The sequence below is a fragment of the Xanthomonas vasicola pv. musacearum NCPPB 4379 genome, from assembly GCF_000277895.2.
Lineage (GTDB): Bacteria > Pseudomonadota > Gammaproteobacteria > Xanthomonadales > Xanthomonadaceae > Xanthomonas > Xanthomonas vasicola.
Map to the genome: position 1 here is coordinate 3,251,239 of NZ_CP034655.1, position 26,475 is coordinate 3,277,713.

At 64.0% G+C, this 26,475-nt stretch carries 23 protein-coding genes and 1 pseudogene; 2 read left to right on the forward strand and 22 right to left on the reverse strand.

Going from position 1 to position 26,475, the window contains the following annotated elements:
• Positions 1 to 25: 25 nt before the first annotated feature.
• The 8 genes from KWO_RS15175 to rlmD all read right to left on the reverse strand — a co-directional run bounded on the left by KWO_RS15175 (position 26) and on the right by rlmD (position 8,266).
• A complete protein-coding gene (locus KWO_RS15175) occupies positions 26 to 778 on the reverse strand; it encodes an S-methyl-5'-thioinosine phosphorylase (protein ID WP_010380509.1) in 753 nt (250 codons plus the stop codon).
• Between the two features lie 86 nt (positions 779 to 864).
• Entirely contained in the window at positions 865 to 1,419 is a 555-nt protein-coding gene (locus tag KWO_RS15180) for a hypoxanthine-guanine phosphoribosyltransferase (protein ID WP_010365991.1), read from the reverse strand.
• Positions 1,419 to 2,423, reverse strand: coding sequence for a beta-N-acetylhexosaminidase (gene nagZ / locus KWO_RS15185; RefSeq protein ID WP_017113019.1), 1,005 nt, complete (start codon positions 2,421 to 2,423; stop codon positions 1,419 to 1,421). Before nagZ ends, KWO_RS15180 begins: the two co-directional genes overlap by 1 nt.
• A 117-nt stretch (positions 2,424 to 2,540) precedes the next feature.
• Positions 2,541 to 4,118, reverse strand: a complete 1,578-nt coding sequence (locus KWO_RS15190) for a cryptochrome/photolyase family protein (RefSeq protein WP_017113758.1) — start codon at positions 4,116 to 4,118, stop codon at positions 2,541 to 2,543.
• Positions 4,119 to 4,296: 178 nt separating this feature from the next.
• Positions 4,297 to 5,331, reverse strand: coding sequence for an NAD(P)/FAD-dependent oxidoreductase (locus KWO_RS15195; RefSeq protein WP_017113021.1), 1,035 nt, complete (start codon positions 5,329 to 5,331; stop codon positions 4,297 to 4,299).
• Positions 5,332 to 5,347: 16 nt separating this feature from the next.
• Positions 5,348 to 6,031, reverse strand: coding sequence for a DsbA family oxidoreductase (locus KWO_RS15200; RefSeq protein ID WP_010380517.1), 684 nt, complete (start codon positions 6,029 to 6,031; stop codon positions 5,348 to 5,350).
• Between the two features lie 221 nt (positions 6,032 to 6,252).
• Positions 6,253 to 6,750, reverse strand: a complete 498-nt coding sequence (locus KWO_RS15205; protein ID WP_010365979.1) for a CYTH domain-containing protein — start codon at positions 6,748 to 6,750, stop codon at positions 6,253 to 6,255.
• Positions 6,751 to 6,931: 181 nt separating this feature from the next.
• The gene (rlmD, locus tag KWO_RS15210; protein ID WP_010380519.1) at positions 6,932 to 8,266 is read right to left on the reverse strand and encodes a 23S rRNA (uracil(1939)-C(5))-methyltransferase RlmD; all 1,335 of its coding nucleotides are present in this window, start codon (positions 8,264 to 8,266) and stop codon (positions 6,932 to 6,934) included.
• Positions 8,267 to 8,421: 155 nt separating this feature from the next.
• Between rlmD and KWO_RS15215 the strand changes: the two genes are divergently transcribed.
• Positions 8,422 to 9,144 (forward strand): response regulator, encoded by a 723-nt coding sequence (locus KWO_RS15215; protein WP_010365975.1) that lies wholly within the window; start codon positions 8,422 to 8,424, stop codon positions 9,142 to 9,144.
• Positions 9,145 to 9,281: 137 nt separating this feature from the next.
• Here the strand turns inward: KWO_RS15215 and recO are convergent, their stop codons facing one another.
• The 9 genes from recO to rpoE form a co-directional block, all read right to left on the reverse strand.
• Positions 9,282 to 10,004 (reverse strand): DNA repair protein RecO, encoded by a 723-nt coding sequence (gene recO, locus KWO_RS15220; RefSeq protein WP_010380520.1) that lies wholly within the window; start codon positions 10,002 to 10,004, stop codon positions 9,282 to 9,284.
• A 223-nt stretch (positions 10,005 to 10,227) separates the two neighbouring features.
• The gene (era, locus tag KWO_RS15225) at positions 10,228 to 11,127 is read right to left on the reverse strand and encodes a GTPase Era (protein WP_017113023.1); all 900 of its coding nucleotides are present in this window, start codon (positions 11,125 to 11,127) and stop codon (positions 10,228 to 10,230) included.
• Complete coding sequence (gene rnc / locus KWO_RS15230; RefSeq protein ID WP_010365969.1) at positions 11,124 to 11,807, reverse strand: ribonuclease III; 684 nt, start codon at positions 11,805 to 11,807, stop codon at positions 11,124 to 11,126. Before rnc ends, era begins: the two co-directional genes overlap by 4 nt.
• Positions 11,794 to 12,201, reverse strand: coding sequence for a DUF4845 domain-containing protein (locus KWO_RS15235; RefSeq protein WP_026112928.1), 408 nt, complete (start codon positions 12,199 to 12,201; stop codon positions 11,794 to 11,796). The genes rnc and KWO_RS15235 overlap by 14 nt, the downstream gene beginning before the upstream one ends.
• Positions 12,202 to 13,002, reverse strand: a complete 801-nt coding sequence (gene lepB / locus KWO_RS15240; protein ID WP_010365965.1) for a signal peptidase I — start codon at positions 13,000 to 13,002, stop codon at positions 12,202 to 12,204.
• 105 nt (positions 13,003 to 13,107) lie between these two features.
• Positions 13,108 to 14,898, reverse strand: coding sequence for a translation elongation factor 4 (gene lepA, locus KWO_RS15245; protein WP_010365963.1), 1,791 nt, complete (start codon positions 14,896 to 14,898; stop codon positions 13,108 to 13,110).
• Between the two features lie 188 nt (positions 14,899 to 15,086).
• Positions 15,087 to 16,673, reverse strand: coding sequence for a DegQ family serine endoprotease (locus tag KWO_RS15250; RefSeq protein ID WP_010380526.1), 1,587 nt, complete (start codon positions 16,671 to 16,673; stop codon positions 15,087 to 15,089).
• Positions 16,674 to 16,782: 109 nt separating this feature from the next.
• Entirely contained in the window at positions 16,783 to 17,688 is a 906-nt protein-coding gene (locus tag KWO_RS15255; RefSeq protein ID WP_017113024.1) for a sigma-E factor negative regulatory protein, read from the reverse strand.
• The gene (gene rpoE, locus KWO_RS15260; RefSeq protein WP_007962205.1) at positions 17,685 to 18,305 is read right to left on the reverse strand and encodes an RNA polymerase sigma factor RpoE; all 621 of its coding nucleotides are present in this window, start codon (positions 18,303 to 18,305) and stop codon (positions 17,685 to 17,687) included. Before rpoE ends, KWO_RS15255 begins: the two co-directional genes overlap by 4 nt.
• A 235-nt stretch (positions 18,306 to 18,540) precedes the next feature.
• Between rpoE and KWO_RS15265 the strand changes: the two genes are divergently transcribed.
• On the forward strand, positions 18,541 to 20,622 hold the full coding sequence (locus KWO_RS15265; RefSeq protein WP_010380529.1) for a 3-hydroxyacyl-CoA dehydrogenase NAD-binding domain-containing protein: 2,082 nt from the start codon (positions 18,541 to 18,543) through the stop codon (positions 20,620 to 20,622).
• A gap of 217 nt (positions 20,623 to 20,839) precedes the next feature.
• Here the strand turns inward: KWO_RS15265 and KWO_RS15270 are convergent, their stop codons facing one another.
• From KWO_RS15270 to KWO_RS15295, 5 genes and pseudogenes are all read right to left on the reverse strand, one after another.
• The gene (locus KWO_RS15270; protein WP_010380530.1) at positions 20,840 to 21,805 is read right to left on the reverse strand and encodes a cation diffusion facilitator family transporter; all 966 of its coding nucleotides are present in this window, start codon (positions 21,803 to 21,805) and stop codon (positions 20,840 to 20,842) included.
• 493 nt (positions 21,806 to 22,298) lie between these two features.
• Positions 22,299 to 23,154, reverse strand: a pseudogene (mmsB, locus tag KWO_RS15280) (3-hydroxyisobutyrate dehydrogenase).
• Positions 23,155 to 23,319: 165 nt separating this feature from the next.
• Complete coding sequence (locus KWO_RS15285; RefSeq protein ID WP_010380534.1) at positions 23,320 to 24,495, reverse strand: enoyl-CoA hydratase/isomerase family protein; 1,176 nt, start codon at positions 24,493 to 24,495, stop codon at positions 23,320 to 23,322.
• Positions 24,495 to 25,292 (reverse strand): enoyl-CoA hydratase, encoded by a 798-nt coding sequence (locus tag KWO_RS15290; RefSeq protein WP_010365941.1) that lies wholly within the window; start codon positions 25,290 to 25,292, stop codon positions 24,495 to 24,497. Before KWO_RS15290 ends, KWO_RS15285 begins: the two co-directional genes overlap by 1 nt.
• Positions 25,289 to 26,470 carry an acyl-CoA dehydrogenase family protein gene (locus KWO_RS15295; RefSeq protein ID WP_010380537.1) on the reverse strand — a complete coding sequence of 394 codons (1,182 nt, stop codon included), beginning with the start codon at positions 26,468 to 26,470 and terminating at the stop codon, positions 25,289 to 25,291. Before KWO_RS15295 ends, KWO_RS15290 begins: the two co-directional genes overlap by 4 nt.
• Positions 26,471 to 26,475 lie beyond the last annotated feature (5 nt).

The following is a 26,475-nucleotide window of genomic DNA, read 5'->3' on the forward strand; positions in this document are numbered from 1 at the left end:
TGCAAAGCTTATGCCCCGATGACAATCACCCGCGTGCAAGTTCGTCAATCAGCTCGGGCAAGCCGGACGAGGCGGCGTCGACGTTGGCCAACACCTCGGCCATGGTGATTTCCTGCGCATCGCCGCAACCGGCCGCCCAATTGGCCACAATCGCCAAACACGCATATTCCAGGCCTTTTTCGCGCGCCAGGCCCGCTTCGGGCATACCGGTCATGCCCACCAGATCGCAGCCATCGCGACGCATGCGCGTGATCTCTGCAATCGTTTCCAGCCGTGGTCCTTGCGTCGCACCGTAGCAACCGCCGGCCACCATCGTGACGCCGGTCACTTTGGCTGCCGCAATCACCTTGCTGCGAAACATTGGCGAATACGGATGGCCGAAATCCACATGCTGCACCTCGCTGCCAGGCTCTTCGCAGAAGGTGGACACGCGGCCCCACGTGTAATCGATCAGCTGGTTCGGACAGGCAAGCACGCGCGGTCCGAACTGTTCGGTGATACCGCCCACGGTGTTGAGCGCCAGCACCCGCGAGGCACCGATTTGCTGCAGTGCAGCGATGTTCGCGCGGTAATTGACCTTGTGCGGCGGCAGCGAATGGCCTTCGCCATGGCGTGCCAGGAAGGCGACACGGTGGCCAAGCAGCATGCCGACGCGGATTGGTCCGGACGGCGCGCCGTAGGGCGTTTCGACGTCGTGCGACTGCACATCGTCCAGCTGCGCGAGCTTGTAGACACCAGTGCCGCCAATGACGGCCAATGCGATGGAATTTGCGGACACAACCGACCTCTGCAACAAATCAACAAGGGTGCGCGCAGCAAGACGCGCTCGGCAGCTCGCATTTCTGCGAGCGTAAAAACTGCGGGTTACTGCTTCATCGCATAGATGGCAGGAATGCCACGCAGCTGCTCGTTGACGTCCATGCCGAAGCCGAACACGTAGCGGTCTGCCACTTCCACGCCCACGTAATCGGCCGTCACGCCGGGCACGCAGCGGTCGTGACGCTTGACGGTCAACACCGCCACGCGCACGTCGGTGGCGCCCTGCTCCAGGCACCACTGGCGCACGCCCTGCAGCGTGTAACCCTCATCGAGAATATCGTCGACCAGGATCACCCGGCGGCCGAACAGCGCAGTGGCTGGGCGGTGCTTCCACACCAATTCGCCACCGGTGGTTTCGCCGCGATAGCGCGTGGCATGCAGGTAATCGAACTGCAGGTCCTGGCCACGTGCGCCCAATTCCAACGCCAACTGGCCGGAGAACGGCAGCGCGCCGTGCATGATGGTGAGATACACCGGCACTTCGCCGGCATAGTCGCGTGCGATCGCGCCGGCGATGGTGGCGATGGCGGCATCGATGGCCGGACGGTCGACCAACAGATCGGCTTGGGCCAGGGCCTGGGAAATGGTGAGCGTGGACATCAGGCAGTTGTTCCGAAATGGGCAGAAGGAGGAGTGGTGAATGAGGCGTCGGTGCCGGCGAGCAGGCCATCCCAGCCCAGTGCGCCGCGGCCGATCAGGCCGATCAGTGCGGCGGTATTGAGGTTACGGCCCTGCACGGCCTGCAACGATTCGGCGACCAGTTCCGGGTGGCAGACCAGCACCACGTCGCAGCCGGCATCCAGATGCGCGTGCACCCGGCCTGCCACGCCGCCGGCACTGAACGAGGCGGCCATGCCGATATCATCGGAAAAGACCACGCCATGGAAGCCCATCTGGCCGCGCAGGATCTGTTCGATCCAGCGCTGCGAATAACCGGCCGGTTCCGGGGCGACTTGCGGGTAGACCACGTGCGCCATCATCACTGCGTCCGCGCCGGCCTCGATGCCAGCCACGAACGGCACCAGATCTTCGGCCTGCAAGACCTCCAGCGGCCGTGGGTCGCTGGCGTGATCCACATGGGTATCTTCCAGCACGGTGCCGTGGCCGGGGAAATGCTTGAGCGTGGCGGCCATGCCGGCGCCGTGCAGTGCCTGCACATAGGCGCGGGTGAAGGTGGCCACGATCTGCGGGTCGTCGCTGAAAGCGCGATCGCCGATGGCGCGATTACCGCGACCCAGATCCACCACCGGCGCAAAGCTCAGGTCCACGCCACTGGCGCGGACCTCGCTGGCCATCAGCTGCGCATGCGCGCGTGCGGCAGCCAGTGCGGCGTCGGGGTCCTGCGTGTACTGCGCACCGAAACTTTGCAACGGCGCCAGCGCGCTGAATCCTTCGCGAAACCGCTGCACGCGCCCGCCTTCCTGATCCACGCAGATCAGCACCGGGCGCGGCGCGGCGGCGCGAATCGCTGCCGACAGCTCGGCCACCTGGGTGCGCGAGGCGACGTTGCGCTTGAACAGCACCACGCCGGCAACCGCATCGTGCTGTAGCCAGTCGCGTTCCTGTGCGCTGAGTTTGGTACCGGCAACGCCGATCAGAAGCATGTTGGGGGACTCCCGGGCCAGGCGCCTTGGTGGCGCAGCGCGGCATTGTCGCAGATGCGCGTGGCAGCGTCAGATCGCGCATTCAGCTGCGCCCCCCGTCCGCCATTACGGGCAGGCTTACAGCACCTCGAGATGGGCTCGCCAATGCGCAGCCTGGGCCTGTACCTGCGCAAGCACCTCGGGCGCCATGCCGTCGAGCTGGCGGTACGGCATCGCCAAGCGTTCGTTGGCGCCCAGCAGCGGGCGCTGGCGCTGCAGAAAATCCCAGTACAGCGCGTTGTAAGGACAGGCATTCGCTCCAACCCGCAGCTTGCGCTGGTACCGGCAGCCACTGCAGTAATCGCTCATGCGATCGATGTAGGCCGCGCCGCTGATATACGGCTTGCTGCCGAGCAGGCCGCCATCGGCGAACTGGCTCATGCCCAACGTATTGGGCAGTTCCACCCACTCGAAGGCGTCGATGTACACACCCAGGTACCAGCGATGCAGCGCCTGCGGGTCCAGCCCCGCCAGCAGCGCGAAATTGCCGATCACCATCAGCCGCTGGATGTGATGTGCATGCGCACTAGCCAGCGAATTACCGACCGCATCGGCCAGGCAGCGCATGCCGATCTGCCCATCCCAGAACCAGTGCGGCAGCGGTGCATGCTGATCGAGGCGATTCAACTGCGCGTAGCCCGGCATCTGCGACCAATACACACCGCGCACGTATTCACGCCAGCCCAGAATCTGCCGGATGAAGCCTTCCACCGACGCCAGCGGTGCATGCCCTTGCCGCCAGGCAGCTTCGGCACGCGCGATCACTTCACGTGGATGCAGCATCTTGACGTTGAGCGCAAACGACAACAGCGAATGGAACAGCCGTGGGCTGCGTGTGCTCATCGCATCTTCGTAGCGGCCGAAGTCCGGTAAGGCGTGTGCGATGAATGCATCCAGATGCTGCAAGGCTTCTTCGCGATCAAGTGGCCATGGCAGGGCTTGCGCATTCGGCGCACCGAAACTGCGCACACCGGCGGCTTCGATCGTGCGCCACAGCGCACTGTGATCGTGCGTTGCGCGCCAATCCTTCGGCGCAGGCGGGTCGCCCGGCCACGGCGCACGATTGTCGTGATCGAAGTTCCAGCGCCCGCCTTCCGGTTCGCCTACCGCGTCGAGCAAGATCCGATGCTGGCGCCGCATGCGCCGATAAAACGCTTCCATGCGCCACGCGCTGCCGGCGCGAAAACAGGCGGCGACTTCGTTGCGCGCGGTCAGAAAATGTTCGCTGTCGACCATGCGCGTGGCAAATAGCTGCCCGGCACTCCACTGCTGCAGTGCTTCGTCCAGCCGCCACTCGTCCGGGGCCTGGTACTCCAGGTGTCCGGCGCGGTAATGCGCCATCAAGGCATCGAGGTTGTGCGGGATCGACTGCCGGTTGCTGGCGTTGTCGATCGTTACATAGCGCACCCGATGCCCCGCCTGCCGCAAGCCTGCGGCGAAGGCGCGCATTGCCGCGAAGATTGCCAGGATCTTCTGCGCGTGATGCAGCACGTAGTCGGTTTCCTCGCGCACTTCCATCAACACATAGACCACGCCGGCATCACGCGTTGCGAACCAGCTGTGCTGCGGATTGAGCTGATCACCCAGAATAAGACGCAGCGTGTGGACCGGCGTTTGCGCAGTGGCGTCTGCTGTGGACGCGCTGGAATCAGGCATCAGTACGGCGCCCAAACATGCGGGGTGCAACGGCGCGTACCTGCTGACGCATTGGGTGGGAAAGCGTTCGATCCGGCAGACATACTCTGGTCACCGTGGCCACATGCGCGCACGACTGCCATGAGATAAGCATTGCCTTGCACGCACCACGATCTGTTCTGCGATGCCCGCCACAGCGTCAGTCGCAAACGCTTCGCAATACATCGCCAGCAAACACGCGCTGCGCCAACGCTACCCCGCTCTGCCATGCGCCCTCGACCTTGCCCCCTGCCAGCCAGTCGCCGCACATGCCCAGGCCAAGCTGCGCGTCCCACACGCAGCCGATCTGCAACGCGGGGTTGCTGCTGGCGACTGTCCAAAAAAAAGCATCACAGGACTGCGGCGTCGGCAAACCGAGCGCTGCAAGCTCCGGCACGATGCTGGCAATGACGTCCGTGGGCGTCGCGTCGCAATGCACCTGGCTCCACTCGGCAGTAGCGTGCAACAGCCAGGTCTCGATGCCTGCACGCGCAGGCTTACTTGAGTTGCGTGCTACCCAGCGCAACGGGCCGTTATTGACGAACAGTGCGTCGTAGCCCGGATCGACTGGCCCATCGAAATGCGCGATCACCGCCCACGCAGGCTGCATCTGCGCGTGTGGGGCAATCGACGAAAACGCAGGCGCGATCGGTGGGAATAATTTAGCCGCATTCGGTGTGGGAACGGCCAATAGCACCGCATCGAACATGTGCGCTGCTGTGTCTTGCGCGCACGACACGCTCCACCCTTGCCCGCTGCGCTGCAGCGCATGCACCTCGGTAGAAAGACGAATATCTAAATGCACTGCAAGTGCCCTGGCCGGCGCAGCCATATCGGGAACGCCCACATACCGCGTCAGCGCGCTGTGTGAGTGGCTTAACTGCGCGCCGTCCCAGCTTGCGATGCGTGCCTGCCAGGGTGCGGCGATGCCAGCGTCGATCCAGGCATCCACAACCGCGGCAAACGCAGGATCGCGCGCAGTGAAATATTGCGCGCCGTGATCGCATTGCCAATGATCGCCTGTGCAGTGACGCATGCGGCCACCCGGCGCATCGACCTGATCGAACACCGTCACGGCATAGCCCGCCGCCTGCAGCTGCTGCGCACAGACCAGACCGGCCAACCCGGCGCCAATCACAGCCACCTTTTGCACGCAGGCAGGTAACCTCATGCGGTCGCGCGCGTGCCGGTGCATGCAGCAAGCATGTGGGTCACACCGCGCAGCCGTCCGGCCCACAGGCATCCGGCCCGCCGACTGGTGTCGATTCGGCCCCCAACTGCAGCAAGGCCTGCGCAAAACTCTCCGGCGGCTGCGCGCCCTGGATCAAGGTACGACCGTCGATCACGAAACTGGGCACCGCGCGAATGCCTAATGCAGCAGCCTGCGCCAGCTGCGCCTGCACTTCGACGATACCTTCGTCGGACTCCAGCATCGCCTGCACGCGGGCCGCAGCAAGACCGCCGGCCTCACCGGCACGCACCAGCGTTTCGGTCCCGCCCACATTTTGGCCTTCGGCAAAATGCGCTTGAAACAGCGCTTCCATCACCGCATCCACATCGCCCTCGTGGCTAGCCAGCCAGATCAACCGATGCGCGCGAAGCGTGCTGACCTGGACCTGCCCACGGCCGAAATCCAGCGGCAATCCTTCCGCCTGCGCGGTGGCCTGGGTCTGCGCCAGGATCTGCTCGACCCGCGCAGCACCGCCGAACTTCAGCGCCAGCGCGTCGCGCAACGGCGTCGGCTCCAAGCCGGCATCGGGATCGAGTTGAAACGCGTGGTAGTGAATGTCCAAGGCTGGCGCCTGCGCGCCAAGCGCAGCGATGGCAGCCTGGAAACGGCGCTTGCCGATCCAGCACCAGGGGCACACTACGTCGGACCAGATGTCGATGCGCATGAGCGGGAATTCGTTGGTGGGGGTTGGGGGTTTGTGGAGCATAAGCGGGATTGGGCAGTCGCGAAGCGTTTGCGCACGCAGGGATTGGGGATTCGGGATTAGGGATTCGCCAAACAGTGACCTTGCGCCGAGCGCCATCTGCTTTTACCAATCCCAAATCCCAAATCAGTTCCCCAGCGCACGGAGCCGCATATCCGCTTTTGCGAATCCCAAATCCCGAATCACAACTCCGCGCCCCACTGCTTAAACGGATGCGAGGCCAGCGCCAGGTTGTAATAGCGCACGTCGTCGGTGACTTCGGTCCCGATCCAATCAGGCGTGGCAAACGCTTCATCGGCGTGTTCGAGTTCGATCTCTGCCACCACCAGCCCGGCGTTGTCACCGAGGAATTCATCGACCTCCCACACATGGCCCTGGTAGGCGACCAGATGCCGGCGTTTGTCGACCAAACCACCCACGCACAGCGCCAGCAACGCGCGGGCATCGGCAGGCGGAATCGGATATTCGAACTCCTGCCGCGTGTGCCCCACTTCGCGCGATTTTAGATTGAGAAACGCACTTTCGCCCTGAATGCGCACCCGCACCGACGCATTCTGCGTGCCGCTACGCAGCGCCGCCTGATCGTTGATGTAGCCCTGCGCCATCGGAATCACCGCATGCGCGGCGTTGCGCCAACCGTCGCCGGTGACCAGGAATTTGCGTTCGATTTCTACGGGCATGAGAGTGGGGATTCGCGAGTGGGATTGGTTAAAGCAGGAGCTAGTGCTGATCACGTCAATACATATCAATCCGCGGATTGCACTTGAATCCGGAATCAAGAGCCAGCAATGCGCGAGACAACACCGGCGATGGAGGGGCGAAAGGATTCGCTTCTGCGAATCCCGAATGCCGAATCCCCAATCAACGCCGCTCAAACACCGCAATGCTTTCCACGTGCGCAGTGTGCGGGAACATGTCCATCGCGCCCGCCGATACCAGCGTAAAGCCCTGCTCGTTGACCAGGTAGCCAGCGTCGCGCGCCAGCGAGCCCGGATGGCAGCTCACATAGACGATGCGCTCGAATTTTTTCAGCGGCAGTTGCTGCAGCACCTCCAACGCGCCGGAGCGTGGCGGATCCAGCAGCAGCTTGTCGAAGCCCTGGCGCATCCAGGGCGTGTTGCGCTGATCCTGGGTCAAGTCGGCGGCGTAAAACTGCGCGTTCTCCAGACCATTGCGCTGGGCGTTGTCTTTGGCCCGCGCCACCAGCCCGGCGTCGCCTTCCACACCCACCACCTCGCGCACCACGCGCGCCAGCGGCAGGGTGAAATTACCCAGGCCACAGAACAGGTCCAGCACGCGGTCGTCGGGCTTAGCGTCGAGCAGTGCCAGCGCGTGCGCGATCATCTTTTGATTGAGCGAAGCGTTGACCTGGATAAAGTCCAGCGGCCGGAATGCCAGTTCCACATCCCACTGCGGCAGGCGGAACGACAATGGCACTTCTTGCGGCCACAGCGGATGCACGCTGTCCACGCCACCAGGCTGCAGGGAGATCGCAAATCCGTGCTCTTGCGCAAATGCGATCCAGGCTTGTTGGTCGCGCTCGCTGAGCGGCTGCATATGGCGAATGGTCAATGCCACCGCATCGTCGCCGGCAATGAATTCGATCTGCGGGATGTCGCGCTTACCGTCCATGCCTTCGACCAGCGCGGCCAGCAACGGGATCTTCTCGCCGATCTGCGGGATCACCGTGTAGCAGACGGACAAATCGGCCACGAACCGCGGGTCGAGCTCGCGAAAGCCGATCAACGTCTTGTCCTTCTTCTCCACACGGCGCACGGAGAAGCGGCCCTTGCGCCGATAGCCCCAGTTATCGCCGGTCAGCGCAGGCAGCACGGCCTGCGGGGTGACGTGACCGATACGTTCAAGGTTGTCCATCAGCACGCGCTGCTTGGCGACGATCTGCTGCGATTCCTCCAGGTGCTGCAATACGCAACCGGCGCAAACACCAAAGTGCGGACAGCGCGGGGCCACGCTCTGCGGGGACGCCTCCAGCACTTCCACCGTCTTGGCCTCATCGAAATGACGGCTGCGGGCGGTGGGTTCGGCACGCACCAACTCACCTGGCAAGGCGCCGCTGATGAAGGTGACCTTGCCGCCCTCGCCGTCGCGGCGCGCCACACCGCGGCCGTCATGGCTCAGGTCGGTGATCGCGGTCTGGAAGAGCGTACGGTCGAAACGGTTTCTGGTTCTGGCCACGTGGCGACAAGCTGCGGGCTAAAAGGGTGCGTATTGTCGCAGATGCGATCGACGGCGTCCGCGCTGGGCAGCGCAACAATTGTCGCGCCCCGCAAACCCAGGCAAACTGCCGCTGTGCGCGAATCAGGACGCGGCATCGCTGACAAGGAGGCAGCATGAACATGGCCACACGCCAGGAACCCCATCCACTCCTATTACTGGTGGAAGACGACCCGATCAGCCGCGGATTCTTGCAGGCTGTGTTGGACGGTCTTCCTGCCACTGTGGACTGTGCCGATTCCCTCTCTTCTGCCCTCGACCGCGCGCGCGAACGTCGCCACGATCTCTGGCTGATCGACGTCAACCTTCCCGATGGCACCGGCAGCGGGCTACTGCGTGCGCTACGCCTGCTGCACCCGGACGTGCCGGCACTGGCGCACACCGCCGACACCAGCATGGCGATGCAACACGGCCTGCAGTCCGACGGGTTTCTGGAAACGCTGGTCAAACCGCTGACCTCCGAGCGCCTGTTACAGGCGGTACGGCGCGGCCTTGCCCGCGGCCGCTACAGCGTTGCCCCGGTGGGCGTGCTAGACATCGCTGCCAGCGACTGGGACGAGGCGGCCGCACTCAGCGCACTCAACGGCCAGCAACACCACCTCAATGCCCTGCGCGAGCTGTTCCTGGCCGAACTGCCGGGCACCCGGGATGCGGTAGATTCGGCCCTGCAGATCAGCGACGAACAAGCATTACGCAACCATCTGCATCGGTTGCAGGCCAGCTGCGGTTTTGTCGGCGCGGCGCGGCTTGCTGGTGCAGTGCGCCTGCTGCGCGGCGACCCGCAATCGCGGACTGCGCGGACTCAATTCCATGCGGCGGTGGCGGCGTTGCTGCATTGAGAGGCTCGGCGTCGATCTGCTTTCCAGCTCGGCGCAGCGTTCGAAGCATTGCAGGTTTGCAGATTGAGATGTTCGCGTATGGCTGCGCTGACGGCACTGACACAGCAGCATCGCGTGCATGGACAGGGCCGGCCCGATCAGCGCCGCCGTGCCAGATCCTCAAGCATTTCCCAGGATTTCAGCCCGCGCCCACCTAGATGATGCAGCAGCACACTGCGCATGCTGCGGCGCAGGCCGGGCATATCGTCCGCGGCTGGCATGATGTCTTCACCCAACGCCAGCAGCGCCGCACCGGTGACGGTTTCACGGCGATCCTGCGCCAGCCGTTCGCTCAACACGCGCAAGGCGCCTTCCTGCGGATCAAGCCGATACCGCGCTGCCGGGTCAATCGGTTGCCCGTCGCTGTCGTGCTGCAGATCGAAGGCGAATCCCAGCCCTTCCAGCACGTCGCGCTCGAACCGGCGCAACCCCCATGCCAACGGCAGATTAGATGCCAGGTGCGTCCGCGCCTGCGCATAACAGGCATAGAGTTCGGGTACCGAATCATTGCGTGGGGCCAGCCGCAGCAACAGTTCGCTGATATAGAAACCGGCCAGCATGGTTTCGCCGACCAGTCGAGGCGCAGTATCCAGCGCTTCGGCCTGGCGCAACTGGGCCAGCTCGCCGCGCTGCACGGCGCTGAACTGGATCAGCTGCAATGGCTGCAAGGCAGCGCGCAAGGCGTGCTTGCGCGGCCCGTGCACACCGCGCGCCAATAGCCCCACACGCCCATGCTGCTCGGTCAGCACTTCCACCAGCAGGCTGGTCTCGCGCCAGGCACGCACGTGCAGCACGAAACCGCGTTCGTGCTCGATCAGCATGCGCGGTAGAGCCGAGGCTGAGAATCGCGAGCCGGAGATTCGGTGAAGCCACAGGATCGGTCGCCTAATGGCGACGCGACGCAACGATGTTTAGCCAAGCCGATACTGCCAGGGCGGCGCGCAGCCCTAGCGAATACAGAACAACATCGCTCCGACGATCTGCCGGCCAGCTGCTTGACCTGGCTTTGCCCGATTTCCGGGTCCCCGAGCCCCGGTCCTGACGTCATTCGTAGCCGAACGCCTTCAGCGCAGCTTCGTCGTCCGACCAGCCTTCGCGCACGCGCACCCAGGTTTCCAGGAAGACCTTGGCACCGAACAGCCGCTCCATCTGCAGGCGCGCCTTGCCGCCGATTTCCTTCAGACGCGTGCCGCCCTTGCCGATCACGATCGCCTTCTGGCCTTCGCGCTCGACCCAGATCACCGCACCGATCCGCAGCAGCGCGCCATCCTCGGCAAAGCGCTCGATTTCCACGGTGGTGGCGTACGGCAGTTCTTCGCCGAGCTGACGCATCAGCTGCTCGCGCACCAATTCGCCGGCCAGGAAGCGCTGGCTGCGGTCGGTAATCTCGTCTTCGCCGAACATCGCCTCGGCTTCGGGCACCAGCTTGAGCAGGTCGGCGACCAGCGCCTCCAGGCCCTTGCGCTTGAGCGCCGATATCGGATGCACGGCGGCGAAGGTACGGCCCTCGCTGACCTGGGCGAGGAACGGGAACAGCGCAGTCTTGTCCTTGAGGCGGTCGACCTTGTTAACCACAAGCACCACTGGCACCTGGGCATCGCTGAGCACGCGGAATGCCAGGGTGTCTTCCTCGTCCCAGCGGCCGGCTTCGATCACTAACACCGCCGCGTCCACGCCTTCGAGCGAGCCGCGCGCCGCGCGATTCATCACCCGGTTCATCGCGCGCTTCTGCTCGCGGTGCAGCCCGGGGGTATCGACCAGCACCAGCTGTCCTTCCGGGAACGTGGCGATGCCCAACAGCCGATGACGCGTGGTCTGCGGCCGGTTGGAGACGATGCTGACCTTCGCGCCGACCATGGCGTTGGTCAGGGTGGACTTGCCGACGTTGGGCCGGCCAATCACGGCAACGCTACCGCTGCGGTGGGGGGAAGAGGTTTCGCTCACGTGTTTGAATCCAGTTGTGCGATGACAAGAGTCGCTGCCTGTTGCTCGGCAAGACGACGCGAGGTGCCCTGGCCCTCGGCACGGGCAGTGGGCTGCTCCAGAATGCAGGCGACGTGGAACTGCTTGGCATGTTCGTCGCCGCTCTCGCTGATCAGAGCGTAATTAGGCAGCGGCAGTTGGCGCGCCTGCAGCCATTCCTGCAACCGGGTCTTGGGATCTTTTTCGGCCTTGCCCACCGGCAGCGCCGCCAGCGAGGCTTCGAACCACGGCAGCACCACCGCACGACAACGCTCGAAACCGCAGTCCAGGTAAATGGCCGCGACAATCGCTTCGACCGCATCGGCCAGGATCGAATCGCGCCGATGGCCACCGGACTTCAGCTCGCCTGGACCCAGCGTCAGACGCTCGCCGAGGTTCAACGTGCGTCCGATCACTGCCAGCGCACCTTCGCGGACGAGTTCGGCACGCGCGCGGGTCAATGCGCCTTCATCGGCCTTGGGCCAACGTTGATACAGCGCTTCGGCGATCAACAGATTGACGATGCCGTCGCCGAGAAATTCCAGTCGCTCGTTATGCGGCGTCCCGGCGCTGCGATGCCGCAGCGCCTGGGCGAGCAGAGCCGGATCGGCAAATGCATGCCCGATTAGATCACCGCGTTGGAAGGTTCTATTCGCCGCCACGTCCGGTCATGTCCTGCGACGTATCAAATTTCCCGACAATATCCAGATTGCCGATCAATTCGCGACGCACTTCGTAGTTGACCTTCATCCGCCAGCCGCCATCGACACGCTCGAACTTGACGTCTTCCTTTTTGACGTTTTCCGAGTAGTTAATGTACAGGCGACGAAAGAACAGGTCCTGTAGCTTGGAAGGATCCATGTTGGCGCTACCCGGGTCCTTGGCTAGGCCCTTCATCGCGGTGCGTACGGAGTAATACTCCTGATACATCGGAAACAGCTTCATCCCGATGTACAGACCGAACCCCACCACCGCCAGCACCACCACGAACGACGTCAACGTCATACCGCTTTGCTTGCGCTTCATTGTGCTTCCCCTGGCACGCCGTGCGTGCATTTACTGGATTCCAGTCCCGATACGCGATGGATCGAAACTCCCCTTGCAGAACCACCCTTCGCAATTGAGCCAGATCAGGAACGCCTTGCCGCGCAGATTGGCTTCCGGCAGAAAGTGCGTTTGGGTCCAGAACCGGCTGTCTTCGCTGTTGTCGCGATTATCCCCCATCACGAAATAGCTGTCCGCCGGCACGGTCCAGTCACCCTGCCCGGCCGGCATGTTGCGGTCCAGCCACTCCAGCTCGGTATGGGTGCGGCCCGGCAGGTCCTCGACCAGCAGCGTGGTGCCGGTCATTTCAGCGCCCTTGCCCTTGCCGATGTACTCGCCCTTGACCGTGTAATGCATCGGCTTGTCATTGATGTACAGCGTATCGCCATGGAAGCCGATCCGGTCACCCGGCAGGCCCACCACACGCTTGATCCAGTTCTGGTCCGGCGCATGCGGCGGCTTGAACACCACCACGTCGCCACGCTTGGGCTCGCCGGTCGGAATGAACTTGGTATTGGTGATCGGCAGACGGAAACCGTACGCGAACTTGTTGACCAGGATGAAATCACCGATCAATAGATTGGGCATCATCGAACTGGACGGAATCTTGTACGGCTCGGCCACGAAGCTGCGCAGGATCAGCACCACTGCCAGCACCGGAAAAAAGGCGCGCGAGTAATCGATGATCGCCGGCTCGCTGTCCAGCAACCCTGCACGCGCGGCACGGCGCTTGGCCAAAAACAGCTTGTCCAGCAGCCAGATGAAGCCGCTGCCCAGCGTCAGGACAACCAGGATGATTTCAAACCATTTCATTGATGTTCCTTCGGAACGGGATTCGAGATTTGAGATTCGGGATTAGTAAGAGCAAGAGGATTGGCAAGCCGTTGCCAATCCCGAATGACGAATCCCGAATCCCTGCTACTTGTCCATCTGCAAAACAGCCAGGAAGGCTTCCTGCGGAATCTCCACGCGACCGACCTGCTTCATGCGCTTCTTGCCTTCTTTCTGCTTTTCCAGCAGCTTTTTCTTACGCGAAACGTCGCCACCATAGCACTTGGCCAACACGTTCTTGCGCATCGCCTTGACCGTGGAGCGCGAGATGATTTGCGAGCCCACCGCAGCCTGGATCGCCACATCGAACATCTGCCGCGGGATCAACTCTTTCATCTTTTCGCACAACTCGCGGCCACGCCGATCCGCGTAGCTACGGTGCACGATGATGCTCAGCGCATCGACCTTGTCGCCGTTGATCAGCGTGTCCACACGCACGAACGGGCCGGGATCGAAACGCAGGAAGTGGTAGTCCAGCGAGGCATAACCGCGCGAGACCGACTTGAGCTTGTCGAAGAAGTCCAGCACCACTTCGGCCATCGGCAACTCGTAGCTGATCTGCACCTGGCTGCCCAGGTAATTGATGCCGATCTGGCTGCCGCGCTTTTCTTCGCACAAGGTGATGATGTTGCCGACGTAATCGGGCGGCGTGAGGATGTTGGCGCGAATGATCGGTTCGCGGATCTCTTCCACGTTGTTGAGCGGCGGCAGCTTGGACGGGTTGTCCATCGGGATCACGCTGCCGTCGGTCTTGAGCACCTCGTAGACCACGGTGGGTGCGGTCGAAATCAGGTTGAGGTTGTACTCGCGCTCCAGGCGTTCCTGCACGATTTCCATATGCAGCATGCCGAGGAAGCCGCAGCGGAAGCCGAAGCCCATCGCTTCGGAGCTTTCCGGCTCGAAGCGCAGCGCGGCATCGTTCAGGCGCAGCTTGTCAAGCGCTTCGCGCAGGTCCGGGTAATCCTCGGCATCGACCGGAAACAGGCCAGCGAACACGCGCGGCTGCATTTCCTGGAAACCGGGCAATGCGTGCGGCGCCGGGTCGGCGGCCAGGGTCAGCGTGTCGCCGACCGGCGCGCCATGCACGTCCTTGATTGAGGCGTTGATCCAGCCCACTTCGCCGGCGCCCAGCGCAGACAATTCCTTGCGCTTGGGCGTAAACACGCCGACCTTGTCGACCAGATGCGTGCGGCCGGTGGACATCACCAGGATCTTGCTGCCCGGCTTGATCTCGCCCTGCATCACGCGCACCAGCGAGACCACGCCCAGGTAATTGTCGAACCAGGAATCGATGATCAGCGCCTGCAGCTTGTCGATGTCGCGCGGCTTCGGCGGCGGGATGCGATGCACGATCGCCTCCAGCACCAGATCGATGTTCAAGCCGGTCTTGGCACTCACCGCCACCGCATCTTCGGCATCGATGCCGATCACCGCTTCGATTTCGGCCTTGGCACGGTCGACATCGGCGGTGGGCAGGTCGATCTTGTTGAGCACCGGCACCACTTCCAGGCCCTGCTCCACCGCGGTATAGCAATTGGCCACCGACTGCGCTTCCACGCCCTGCGCCGCATCCACCACCAGCAGCGCGCCTTCGCACGCAGCCAGCGAGCGGCTGACTTCATAGGAGAAGTCGACATGCCCGGGGGTGTCGATGAAGTTCAGGTGGTAGACCTGCCCGTCCTTTGCCGTATACGGCAGGGACACCGACTGTGCCTTGATGGTGATGCCGCGTTCGCGCTCGATCGGGTTGGAGTCGAGGACCTGAGCCTCCATCTCGCGCGCCTGCAGGCCGCCGCACAGCTGGATGATCCGGTCGGCCAGGGTGGATTTCCCGTGGTCGACGTGGGCAATGATGGAGAAATTGCGGATGTTCCGCATTGAATCAGAGGACATTGAGGTGGGCGCCGGCGTTGCCGTCGTCAGGGTAACGCAGCATTATCGCACGCTTTGAAGCAGGGATTAGGCAGTCTGGGTTGGGGATTCGAAAAAGCAGAGCAGGAACAAATGCCCGCAAACGTGCACTTGCTCCTGCCAATCCCGAATCACCAATCCCCAATCCCGGCCTCTCAGCCGCCGGCCTTCAAGGCCACATAGCTGGTCGCCTTGCCGTCGGTGACCAGCAGCATGACCACGTCGCCCTTTTTATAGCTGGACAGGGCACGGTTGAGCTCGGCGACGCTACCCACCTTGGTGCGGCCGACGCGGGCGATGATCAGGCCCGGCGAGAGCGGCGGCTGGGTGCTGCGTGCCGCCGCGCCGGTGACTGAGGCGATGCGCACGCCCTCGCCCGCTTCCAGGCCCAGGCGACTGCGTTCGGCAGCGGTCAGGTCAGCGACTTGCAGGCCGAGCAATTCCACGCTGGCCGGGGCGCTGGGCTTGGCCTCATCAGCCGCAGTGCGCGGCGCGACGTTCTCGCCGCCGTCCTGCAGTGGTGCGAGGGTGACTGTCACCTTGCGCGGCTTGCCCTCGCGCAGTACATCCAGGGTCACCTTGGCGCCCGGCGGCATCAGCCCGATCATCGGCGGCAGATCGCTGGCGACATCGATCGACTTGCCGTTCACCGCACGGATCACGTCGCCCACCTCGATGCCGGCCTTGGCTGCCGGGCTGCCGGCCGGGATGTCGTTGACCAAGGCACCACGGCTGTCCGGCAAGCCCAGGCCCTGGGCCTTGAGCGAGTCGATCGGGCCGACCGCCACGCCCAGCATGCCGCGACTCACGTGGCCGGTGGCCTTGATCTGCTCAGCCGCGCTGAAGGCCAGGTCGATCGGGATCGCAAAGCTTATGCCCATGTAGCCGCCGGACGCGGAGAAGATCTGCGAATTGATGCCGACCACCTCGCCACGCGTATTGAGCAGCGGGCCGCCGGAATTACCCTGGTTGATCGCCACGTCGGTCTGGATGAAGGGCACGTAGCGCTGGTCGGCGTACGGATTGCTGCGGCCGGTGGCGCTGACGATGCCAGCGGTGACCGAGTGATCCAGGCCGAACGGCGAGCCGATCGCCACCACCCACTGGCCCGGCTTGAGCGTGTTCGAATCGCCCAGGCGCACGGTCGGCAGGCCCTTGGCCTCGATCTTCAGCAGCGCCACGTCGTATTGCTCATCACTCCCCACCACCTTGGCCTTGAACTCGCGGCGGTCGGTGAGCTTGACGGTCACCTCGCTGGCGCCATCGACCACGTGGTGGTTGGTCAGCACATAGCCGTCGGCCGAAATGATGAAGCCCGAGCCCATCGACTTGCCGGCGATGCCGCCGTCGTCATCGCCCTGCCCCGGACCACCTGGCCCCTGGCGTGGTCCACCCGGCATCTGAAAATCCGGTCCGAAGAAACGGCGGAAGAATTCCGGCATCTGGTCGTCATCAGGCATCGCACCGCCACCGCGACCACCCGGACCACTGCGCTGCTGGCGCGCCATGGCGTCCTTGCGGGTGATGGTGGTTTCGATATTGACCACGCCCGGTCCGACCTGCTCGACCAGATTGGTGAAGTCCGGCAGCCCCGCCACCAGCTGTGGCGCTGGCGTGGCACTGCGGTTGGCGGCAATCGGGGCGACGTCCTTGGCAGCGGGTGCGGGCTGCTGCGCGCAGGCGGCCAGCGGCAGGGTCATGGCGATCAGGCCGAACATCTGGGTGCGGATGCGATGGTTCATCAGGTTGCCTCCGATGGCAGGGCGACAGGGGGCGGAACCCGCGTAACAACACGGGCCCGGCACGATAACGGGAAGGAGAATGCCGAACGGATAAAGACAGACGACAGGGTCAGTTCTGCGGGAGCTGCACCGGCAATGGCCGGTTCGGCGCCGGGCTGGCGACCGTCTGTGGCGCTGGCTCAAACGGATAGAACGTGGTGCCTGGGCGGCTCTGGCGGAAACTGGCGTTGAGCGGACTTTCGCTCGCCCCGGACAAGGCCGCGCGCGGCCACGGGCGTGCCTGCAGCGTAGTGTCCGGATGCGTGAACGGGTTGGACGGCGCAGCTGCAACGGCGGATGAAGCGGCCGATGATGCCGGTGCCGGTGCCGGTGCTGCCGCAGCCATCATGCGGGCCGGCGCCTGCTGCTGACGCGCAGCTGCACTGCGTGCGACTTGTTGATTGCGCGTTGCCGCACTGCGGCGCGTGGATGCCAGCGCAGCGGCAGGCACGGTCGCAGCGAGCGCAGCCACCTGATCCGGCGTTTCCGGAAGCGGTGCAGCCGGCGCCTTGGGTGCCACAGGGACCTGCGGCGTTTGCGATGCAGGCGGAAGCTGCGCTGCGGTGGCGTACACACGTGTTTCGCCACCGGGCGCTGCCGCTTCGGGCAGGCGCTCGCGCGCCATGAACAACGCAATCGCCGCCACCGATGCCGCAATCGCGGCGCCGCCACCCCAGCGCCAACGTGCGCCTTGGCGAGCGGCAGGCTGCGCTTGCGGGGCTGGCTCCTCGGCAATGGCGCTGCGCACTCGCCCTGCGAAATCCAGCGGCGCCGGCGCACTGGCCGCACCGCGCAGCACATCGCCGCAAAGCTGCCAACGCTCGTGGCAACCTGCCAATTCTTCGTCGTGGGCCAAACGGCGCAGCAGGAAGCGCGACTCGTCGGCACTCAATTCGCCGTCGACCAGCGCAGACAGCTGCTGGCGATAGTGAAGCTCGAACTTGTCGGTGGTGGACATGGCGGGGTTATGGCTCATACACGGTGTCGCTCACGGGTAGCGCTTTCGGTCTCCAGCAGAGGCCGCAGCTCGATGTCGATGGCCTCGCGCGCCCGGAAGATGCGCGAGCGCACCGTTCCGATCGGGCAATCCATCTTTCGCGCGATGTCCTCATAGCTCAGCCCTTCCACCTCGCGCAGGGTGATGGCCGACCGAAGTTCTTCCGGCAGAGCTTGGACCGCGCGCATCACTGTTTGTTCCAGCTCCTGTCGCATCAATTCGCGCTCCGGGGTGTCGGTGTCGCGCAATCGGGTCGCACCATCGAATTGCTCGGCATCGCTGATCTCGATGTCGTCGGTGGGCGGGCGGCGGTTGTGCGCAACCAGATGGTTCTTGGCAGTGTTGACGGCAATGCGGTGCAGCCACGTATAGAACTGGGCGTCGCCACGAAAACTGTTGATTGCGCGGTACGCGCGCACAAACGTGTCCTGGGCAACGTCCTGGCATTCGCTCCAGTCGGCGATGTAGCGCCCGATCAACGCAACGATCCGATGCTGGTATTTGCGCACCAGCACATCGAACGCCGCACTTTCGCCGCGCTGCACACGCCGGACCAGTTCCAGGTCCAGCTCCTGAGGTGTATCGACTTCGGCCATGTCGGGCCGCACTCCTGTCAGCCCACCGAAGTCGGGCAATGAGACCGCCATTGAAAAGAAAAGTTCATACCGAACCGTACGACCGTCACGCATCAGGGTAGCGGTCCCGATGCACCGCTGGCGACGCCGCGCCGGAGCGCGCATCTGCCCTGTCGACAGGTATGGGTATTTGACGTGAAGGAAACAACCTCTGGATGATAACGACCTTTCATTCTATTGCCGGACGGCCAGACGCATGCTTCCAGGTTTCGACGGGCTCCGATTCAGCCATTGGCAGACCGACCTGCGCGAGGACGGCGTGGTCGTGCTCAGCCTCGATCGCCAGGGCGCACCGGTCAACGCATTTTCGCAGGAGGTGCTGCTGGAGTTGGGCGCCTTGGTTGAACGCCTGGCACTGGATCCGCCCAAGGGCGTGGTGCTGCGCTCGGGCAAGGCCAATGGCTTCATCGCCGGCGCAGATCTGAAGGAATTCCAGCAATTCGACCGCAAGGGCACCGTCAACGATGCGATCCATCGCGGTCAGCAGGTGTTCCAGAAGCTGGCCGAACTGCCCTGCCCCACGGTCGCGGCGATCCACGGCTTCTGCATGGGAGGCGGCACCGAAATCGCGCTGGCATGCCGCTACCGCGTGGCCTCCGACGATGGCAGTACCCGCGTCGGGTTGCCGGAAACCAAGCTCGGCATCTTCCCTGGCTGGGGCGGCAGCGCCCGCTTGCCGCGGCTGATCGGTGCGCCGGCGGCGATGGACCTGATGCTCACTGGGCGCACGGTGTCGGCCAAGGCAGCGCGCGCGATGGGCCTGGTCGACAAAGTCGCTGCCCCCGCCGTGTTGGTCGATGTGGCTGCTGCACTGGCGCTCGCAGGTACTACGCGTCCGTTCAAGCAGCGCGCCACTGCATGGGCCACCAATACTTTGCTGGCGCGCAAAATACTGGCACCGCAGATGCGCAAACAAGTTGCGCGCAAGGCACGCAAAGAGCATTACCCGGCGCCGTATGCGTTGATCAATGTGTGGGAGCGAGTTGGCGGTAGCGGCATCCAGGTGCGGCTGGCGGCCGAGCGCAAGGCGGTGGTCAAACTCGCCAGCACACCGACCGCACGTAACCTGATCCGCATCTTCTTCCTGACCGAGCGCTTGAAAGCGCTGGGTGGCAAGGATGCAGCCGGTGCGGCAGCGGCGCCGATTCGCCACGTGCATGTGATCGGCGCTGGTGTGATGGGCGGCGATATCGCGGCGTGGGCGGCCTACAAGGGCTTCGAAGTCACGTTGCAGGACCGCGAGCAGCGTTTTATCGATACGGCGCTGACGCGCGGTGGCGAACTATTCGCCAAGCGCGTCAAGGACGACGCCAAGCGGCCGGCCGTGGCAGCGCGTCTGCGCGGTGACCTGGCCGGTGCGGGCGTGACGCAGGCGGATCTGGTGATCGAGGCGATCATCGAAAACCCGCAGGCCAAGCGCGAGCTGTATCAATCGATCGAGCCGCAGTTCAAGCCGGATGCATTGCTGACCACCAATACGTCTTCGATTCCGCTGACCGAGTTGCGTGGCCACATCCAGCGCCCGGCGCAGTTCGCCGGCCTGCATTACTTCAACCCGGTGGCGATGATGCCGCTGGTGGAAATCGTGCAGCACGATGACCTGGATCCGGCCAACGTGGCGCGCCTGGCTGCGTTCTGCAAGGCATTGGACAAGTTCCCGATGCCGGTGGCCGGCACGCCGGGCTTCCTGGTCAATCGGGTGTTGTTCCCCTACCTACTCGAAGCGGCCACCGCATATGCGGAAGGCATTCCCGGCCCGGTACTGGACAAGACCGCGGTGAAGTTCGGCATGCCGATGGGGCCGATCGAATTGATCGACACCGTTGGCCTGGACGTGGCCGCCGGCGTGGGTGCGGAGTTGGCGCCGTTCCTGCACTTGCCGATTCCGGGAGCGCTGGCCACGGTGGAAGCCGGCAAGCGCGGCAAGAAGGACGGCCACGGCCTGTACAAGTGGGAGAACGGGCGCGCGGTCAAACCCGAAGTTGCTAGCGGCTATGGCGCGCCTGCGGATCTGGAAGATCGTTTGATCCTGCCGCTGCTCAACGAAACAGTGGCATGCCTGCACGACGGCGTGGTGGCCGACGCAGACCTGCTCGATGCCGGCGTCATCTTCGGCACCGGCTTCGCACCCTTCCGCGGCGGCCCGATCCAACACATCCGCAGCGTCGGCGCAGACGCGCTGCTGGAGCGTCTGCAGGCGCTGCACGCACGTTATGGCGAACGTTTCGCACCGCGCCCGGGCTGGGACTCGCCGTTGTTGCGGGAGGCGGTGGTGTAAGCCGGCCGCTATCTATCGAGAGCATTTGATTTGCGAGAAGGCTGCCGTTGGCGGCCTTCTTTTTGTGCGTCAGGACAGCAGATTGCAGAGGTTGGCACCTATTCCTTCGCAGTCGACATCTATGTAGATATGTTGCGCTAGAGCCGAACCCTTCGTGTTGATTGTGCAGATCAAAACGCGCTAATTCGATGACCTGCCGACCTGCTGTTACGAGACCTTAATGATGGGAGTGCCCATGCGCATGACTGTGCCCATGATGCACGTCATGGCCAGCGTCTGCAGCGGGCTTTGGCGTGCCGCACGGTTCGGTGCCGCAGTCGCCGCTTTCCACCTGCAGGGTGACGTGGGCGATGTCGAAGCGGTCGCGCAGCAAGGTGCCGAGCGCGTCGCGCACACCGTCGCGGTCGGTTGCCTCGTTGACGACGATGTGCGCGGTAAGCGCAGGCGTGCTGGAGGCCAGCGCCCACACATGCAGGTCGTGCACGTCTTCGACATCGGGATGGCTGGCGAGTGCCTGCCGCACCTGGGCCAGGTCGATGCCCTTGGGAACGCCTTCGAGCAACACGTTGATCGCCTCGCGCAGCAACACCCAGGTGCGCGGGAGCACCCACAGGCCGATCAGCACGGCCAGTACCGGGTCGATCCACTGCCAGCCGGTCCAGTGGATCAGCAAGGCGCCGATGATCACCGCCACCGAGCCGAGCATGTCGCTCCAGACCTCCAGGTAGGCGCCCTTGACGTTGAGGCTTTCGCCGCTGCCGGCATGCAGCAGCTTCATCGCGATCAGATTGATCACCAGGCCGAAGCCGGCGATCAGCAGCATGCCGCTGTAGGCGATGTCCTGCGGGGCGCGAAAGCGTTGCGCGGCTTCCCACAGGATGTAGCCGCCCACTGCGAACAGCAGCGCGCCATTGGCCAATGCGCCGAGCGCTTCGAGCCGCACATAGCCATAGGTGCGCCGGGCATCGGCCGGGCGACGGCTCAAGCGCACTGCGACCAGCGCGATCATCAGGCCGACGGTGTCAGTGGCCATATGGGCGGCGTCGGACAACAGCGCCAGGCTGTTGGTCACGAACGCGCCAATGATCTCTGCCACCAGGAAGGTAGCGGTCAGGCCCAGCGCCCACCACAAGGGTGTTTCGTGGCGAATTTCGCTGGGTGCGTGGTTGTGGTCGTGTCCCATGGAGGTCGTGGTCTCGTGCGATGCGCGCACCTTAGGCGCAAGCGATGACGGAGACTATTACACCTACATGTGATGACATCACATCACGCGAGCCATGCTGATGGCCGGGAAAGCGCAGTGGTTGCGCTAATGCAGAGCGTGATGGGTGCAGTCAGGACCTGGATGGAAGGCACCAGCACTGGCGATCACGCAGGAATGCTTTGGTGTCACCTTTGTGTGTGTCCGCAGTCGCAGCGTGCTCTCGAACACCGGCGACGTGCCCCAGGACCACGCGGCGCACGCGCTCGAAGTCCCAGATGCTGACGAGCCTTTTGAACAGGGCGCACGCTCGCGCATGCAGTCCGAGGTGGTCGCGTGCGCCGCTTGCCGACAACACATTGATGACCTGTGACAGCAGTCGTCTCCACTGCCGCTGAAGGCGCATTGACACCTGGTCCAGGCGCCCCTCCACGCTCCGCACCGCCCCATCAATGAGCAGCACGGGCCGGACTCTTCAGACCTTGGCGACCAGCTTGACCACACTGGAGAAATCCAGCGCCCCATTACCAGCCTGGCTGTTCATTGCATACAGGTTGCGCGCCAGCTCACCGAACGGAATCGAGACGCCGGCTTGCACGGCCGATTCGGCGACCAGACCCAGATCCTTGAGCATCAGGTCGTTGCCGAAGCCACCGCTGTAGCCGCGCGATGCAGGAGCATTGGGCAGCACGCCGGGCCAGGGATTGCACACTTCGGTGGCCCAGCTGCGCCCGGTGCTGACTGCCATCATCTGCGACAACACTGCCGGATCCAGGCCCTGCGCCACGCCGAGCGCCAACGCTTCGCCGGTGGCCGCCATGATCACGCCCAAGGCCATGTTGTTGCAGAGCTTGGCGACCTGCCCTGCCCCATTATCGCCGACATGGAAAATGTTCTTGCCCATGGCTTGCAGCACCGGGCGTGCCGGCTGCGGCACCGGCGGTGCCACCGGAGACCGGGGCGTCCAACATTGTCAGGCCACGCGCCTTAGCCGCATCAGCCACCTTGCGTGCTGAGACTGGTGCGATGGTGCTGCAGTCGATGACCAGCGCGCCGGGCGGAATCTGCGCCAGGATGCCGGAGTCGCCCAGATACAGGCCTTCAACGTGGCGGCTCGCAGGCAGCATCGAGATCACGATCTCGGCATCGGCCAGCGTGTCCTGTGCAGAGCTGGCTGCATGCGCGCCGGACGCTGCTGCAGCGTCCAGGGCAGCCGGTGCGAGATCGAACACCCGCAGCTGATGCCCGGCCTTGATCAGATTGGCGGCCATTGGCCCGCCCATATTGCCCAGGCCAATAAAAGCGATCTTGCTCATGGTGTCGGTTTCCAAATTAGGATGATCTTCACTACATTGCCGATGTCATCGCGGATGACTGATACGCACCGAGCAACTACTAGTTTTCAGCTGCGATGACACACGCCGAGAGGCGGCAATCGCGATGCAATCCGGCGTAAGCAAACACGCTTCGCGAGTTGCCAGCCACTCGGTGCAGACCTAGGTCGCCGCTCCCAAATCGGCAAGCGGATGCTGTGCAGCCGACCAGGGCGCAACGAAGAAGTCGGCAGCCCACTGCGCATCGGCTGCTTCCAGCGATACTGGCTGCCAGTGCGGTTGACGATCCTTGTCGATCAACAGCGCGCGGATGCCTTCGGCAAAATCGCCATGTGCCGCCACGTGCAATGCGACCATGTATTCGGTACGGAAGGTGTCGGCCAGCGTCGTGGTACCCGGATGACGATGCAGCTCCCAGGCCAGGCGCGCCGAACCCGGAGCGCCTGCCGCCAACGTGGCACGTGCAGCCTGCAGCCAGCTGTCTCCGCTTTGCAGCGCCAGGATTGCAGCCACGACGTGTTCAAGCGATTCGCCGGCCACCAACTGTTCGATCAGCTGTGCATGGAGCTGAAGCGGGCCCGGCTCGGTCGGTTGCGCGATGCCATGCAGGAATGCACTGAGTTGCTTGCGGTCGTCGTCGGCATTGCCTGTCCAGGCGTGCGCACTCAGCGCATCCAGCACCGCTGCGTATTGCGCATGCTCCAGGCGCACGTCGGCGAGCCCTGCATAAATCGCATCGCTGGCATCCAGCGGAGCGCCGGTGAGTGCGAGAAACAGGCCGGCGCCCTGCGGAACACGGCGCAGCAACCAGCTACCGCCCACATCGGGAAACAAGCCGACGCTGATTTCCGGCATGGCCAGGCGCGAGCGTTCGGTGACCACGCGATGGCTGGCACCGGCCATCAGGCCAATGCCACCGCCCATTACGATGCCGTGGCCCCAGCACAGCAGCGGCTTCGGGTAGGTGTGGATGCGGTGGTCGAGCCGGTATTCCTCTTCGAAGAACGCAGCGGCATGCGCGTTGGCCTGCGGCGCTGCGCGTCGCGCTGCACTGTCGGGCACTGCATCGCGATGCGCACGCATGCTCTGGTACAGGCCATGCAGATCGCCGCCGGCACAGAACGCTTTTTCACCGGCGCCACGCAACACCACACACGCGATCTGCGCATCGTCGGCCCAGGCGCGCAACTGCGTATCCAGCAGCCGCGTCATCTGTAATGACAAACCATTGAGCGTCTTGGGCGCATTCAAGGTAGCGATACCGATGCGATGTCCATCGGCACAGGTGCGCTGCTCAAACAGCACAGGTGCGTCGTCGGTTGCGCTGACCTCCGCCATCAGTGGTTACTCCACTGCGGCGCGCGCTTGTCCAGAAATGCGGCCACGCCTTCGGCCTGATCGGCGTGTTCGAACAGATCGACGAATGCCTCGCGCTCGGCAATCAGCGCGGCCGCGTGCGTGCCATGGCGCGTGGACTGCACCAACTGCTTGCACGCCGCCACACTGACCGGGCTCTGCTTGCCGGCACGCTGCGCCCAGGCAATCGCCAACGCGCGCGACTCGCCCTTCCCAACCACCTCTTCCACCAAACCGATGCGCTGCGCCGTGGCAGCATCAACACGCTCACCGAGCAGGATCATGCGCTTGGCCCAGCCTTCGCCGACCAAGCGCGGCAGGTTCTGGGTACCGCCTGCGCATGGCAGCAGACCAACGCTGGCTTCGGGCAAGGCGAGATGTGCTTGCTGCTCGGCGATGCGCAGATCGCAGGCCAGTGCGCACTCCAGCCCGCCGCCCATCGCATAGCCGTTGATCGCAGCGATCGCCACGCCACGGAACGCACTCAAGGCTTCGAATGCTTCACCAAACCGGCGCGCCGCCTCGCGTGCATTGGCCTTGTCACCATCGGCAAACTGTTTGAGATCGGCGCCGGCGCTGAAGAACTTCTCGCCTTCGCCAGTGATCACCAGCGCGTAGATGCTGCGGTCTGCATCCAGTGCGCGCACCAGATCGCGCAAGGCTGCCAGGCTGTGCACGGTCCAGGTGTTGGCCGGTGGGTTGCTCAAGGTCACGATGGCCAGGTGACCATCGCGCTCGACCTGAAGACCGGGATGGACGCCCTGTTCCCAATCGCTCATCGCAGTTCCTCCTCGCCATTGAGCAGATGACGCGCCACGATCATGCGCATTACCTCATTGGTGCCCTCCAGGATGCGGTGCACGCGGCTGTCGCGCAGCAAACGCTCGATCGGATACTCGCGGATGTAGCCGTAGCCGCCGTGGATCTGCAAGGCATCGTCGCAGATCGCAAAGCCGGCATCGGTGGCGAAGCGCTTGGCCATCGCACACCACACGGTGGCATCGTGGCTGCCGGCATCGAGCTTGCGTGCAGCGGTGTGCACCATCTGCCGGGCGGCCACCAACTGCGTGGCCATGTCGGCCAACTTGAATTGCAACGCCTGGAAATCGGCCAGTTTCTTGCCGAACTGGCGGCGCTCGCCCATGTAGCGACGCGCGGCATCCAGTGCGCCTTGCGCGGCGCCCAAGGAACATGCGGCAATGTTGATGCGGCCGCCATCCAGCGCCTTCATCGCCATCTTGAAGCCTTCGCATTCCTTGCCAAGCAGATTCTCGGCCGGAATACGCACGTTTTCGAAGGTGACACCGCGCGTGGGCTGGCTGTTCCAGCCCATCTTTTCTTCCTTGCGGCCATAAGTGATGCCAGGCGCATCGGCCGGCACCACAAAGGCGCTGATGCCACGTGCGCCGTCTTCGCCGGTGCGTGCCATCACCACCAGCACATCGGTCGCGCCAGCGCCGGAGATAAAGGCTTTGCTGCCATTGAGTACATAGCTGTCGCCATCGCGCTGCGCACGGGATTTCAGCGATGCCGCATCCGAGCCGCTGCCCGGTTCGGTCAGACAGTACGAGCCCAGTTTGGCGCCGCTGGTCATCGCCTCGCCCCAATGCGCACGCACCGCATCGGTGCCGTAGCTGGCGATAAACCAGGTGGCCATGTTGTGGATGCTGATGAAGGCCGAGGTGGACGGGTCCACTGTGGCAAGTTCTTCGAACACCACCGCCGCATCGAGCCGGCGCATGCCCAGGCCGCCCACGCCTTCATCGGTGTACAGCCCGCAAAAACCGAGTTCGGCCGCCTTGGCAATGGCTTCGCGCGGGAAGTGACCTTCTGCGTCCCACTGTGCTGCGTGCGGGGCAAGCTCCTTGTCGGCGAAATCGCGGGCGACGGCGCGGAAGGCTTCCTGCTCGTCGTTCAAATCGGCCGCGTTGGGATATAGCTGGATGGCTGCGTTCATGGCAA

Coding starts and splice junctions, on each gene's coding strand:
- KWO_RS15180 (WP_010365991.1), bottom strand. CDS start 1,419: ATGTCCACGCTCACCATTTCCCAGGCCCTGGCCCAAGCCGATCTGTTG.
- KWO_RS15195 (WP_017113021.1), bottom strand. CDS start 5,331: ATGCACCGGCACGCGCGCGACCGCATGAGGTTACCTGCCTGCGTGCAA.
- nagZ (WP_017113019.1), bottom strand. CDS start 2,423: ATGCTTCTGATCGGCGTTGCCGGTACCAAACTCAGCGCACAGGAACGC.
- KWO_RS15255 (WP_017113024.1), bottom strand. CDS start 17,688: ATGAGCCATAACCCCGCCATGTCCACCACCGACAAGTTCGAGCTTCAC.
- KWO_RS15215 (WP_010365975.1), top strand. CDS start 8,422: ATGAACATGGCCACACGCCAGGAACCCCATCCACTCCTATTACTGGTG.
- KWO_RS15250 (WP_010380526.1), bottom strand. CDS start 16,673: ATGAACCATCGCATCCGCACCCAGATGTTCGGCCTGATCGCCATGACC.
- KWO_RS15200 (WP_010380517.1), bottom strand. CDS start 6,031: ATGCGCATCGACATCTGGTCCGACGTAGTGTGCCCCTGGTGCTGGATC.
- KWO_RS15285 (WP_010380534.1), bottom strand. CDS start 24,495: ATGGCGGAGGTCAGCGCAACCGACGACGCACCTGTGCTGTTTGAGCAG.
- KWO_RS15190 (WP_017113758.1), bottom strand. CDS start 4,118: ATGCCTGATTCCAGCGCGTCCACAGCAGACGCCACTGCGCAAACGCCG.
- lepB (WP_010365965.1), bottom strand. CDS start 13,002: ATGAAATGGTTTGAAATCATCCTGGTTGTCCTGACGCTGGGCAGCGGC.
- rpoE (WP_007962205.1), bottom strand. CDS start 18,305: ATGGCCGAAGTCGATACACCTCAGGAGCTGGACCTGGAACTGGTCCGG.
- KWO_RS15270 (WP_010380530.1), bottom strand. CDS start 21,805: ATGGGACACGACCACAACCACGCACCCAGCGAAATTCGCCACGAAACA.
- lepA (WP_010365963.1), bottom strand. CDS start 14,898: ATGCGGAACATCCGCAATTTCTCCATCATTGCCCACGTCGACCACGGG.
- KWO_RS15290 (WP_010365941.1), bottom strand. CDS start 25,292: ATGAGCGATTGGGAACAGGGCGTCCATCCCGGTCTTCAGGTCGAGCGC.
- KWO_RS15265 (WP_010380529.1), top strand. CDS start 18,541: ATGCTTCCAGGTTTCGACGGGCTCCGATTCAGCCATTGGCAGACCGAC.
- recO (WP_010380520.1), bottom strand. CDS start 10,004: ATGCTGATCGAGCACGAACGCGGTTTCGTGCTGCACGTGCGTGCCTGG.
- KWO_RS15235 (WP_026112928.1), bottom strand. CDS start 12,201: ATGCACGCACGGCGTGCCAGGGGAAGCACAATGAAGCGCAAGCAAAGC.
- KWO_RS15205 (WP_010365979.1), bottom strand. CDS start 6,750: ATGCCCGTAGAAATCGAACGCAAATTCCTGGTCACCGGCGACGGTTGG.
- KWO_RS15295 (WP_010380537.1), bottom strand. CDS start 26,470: ATGAACGCAGCCATCCAGCTATATCCCAACGCGGCCGATTTGAACGAC.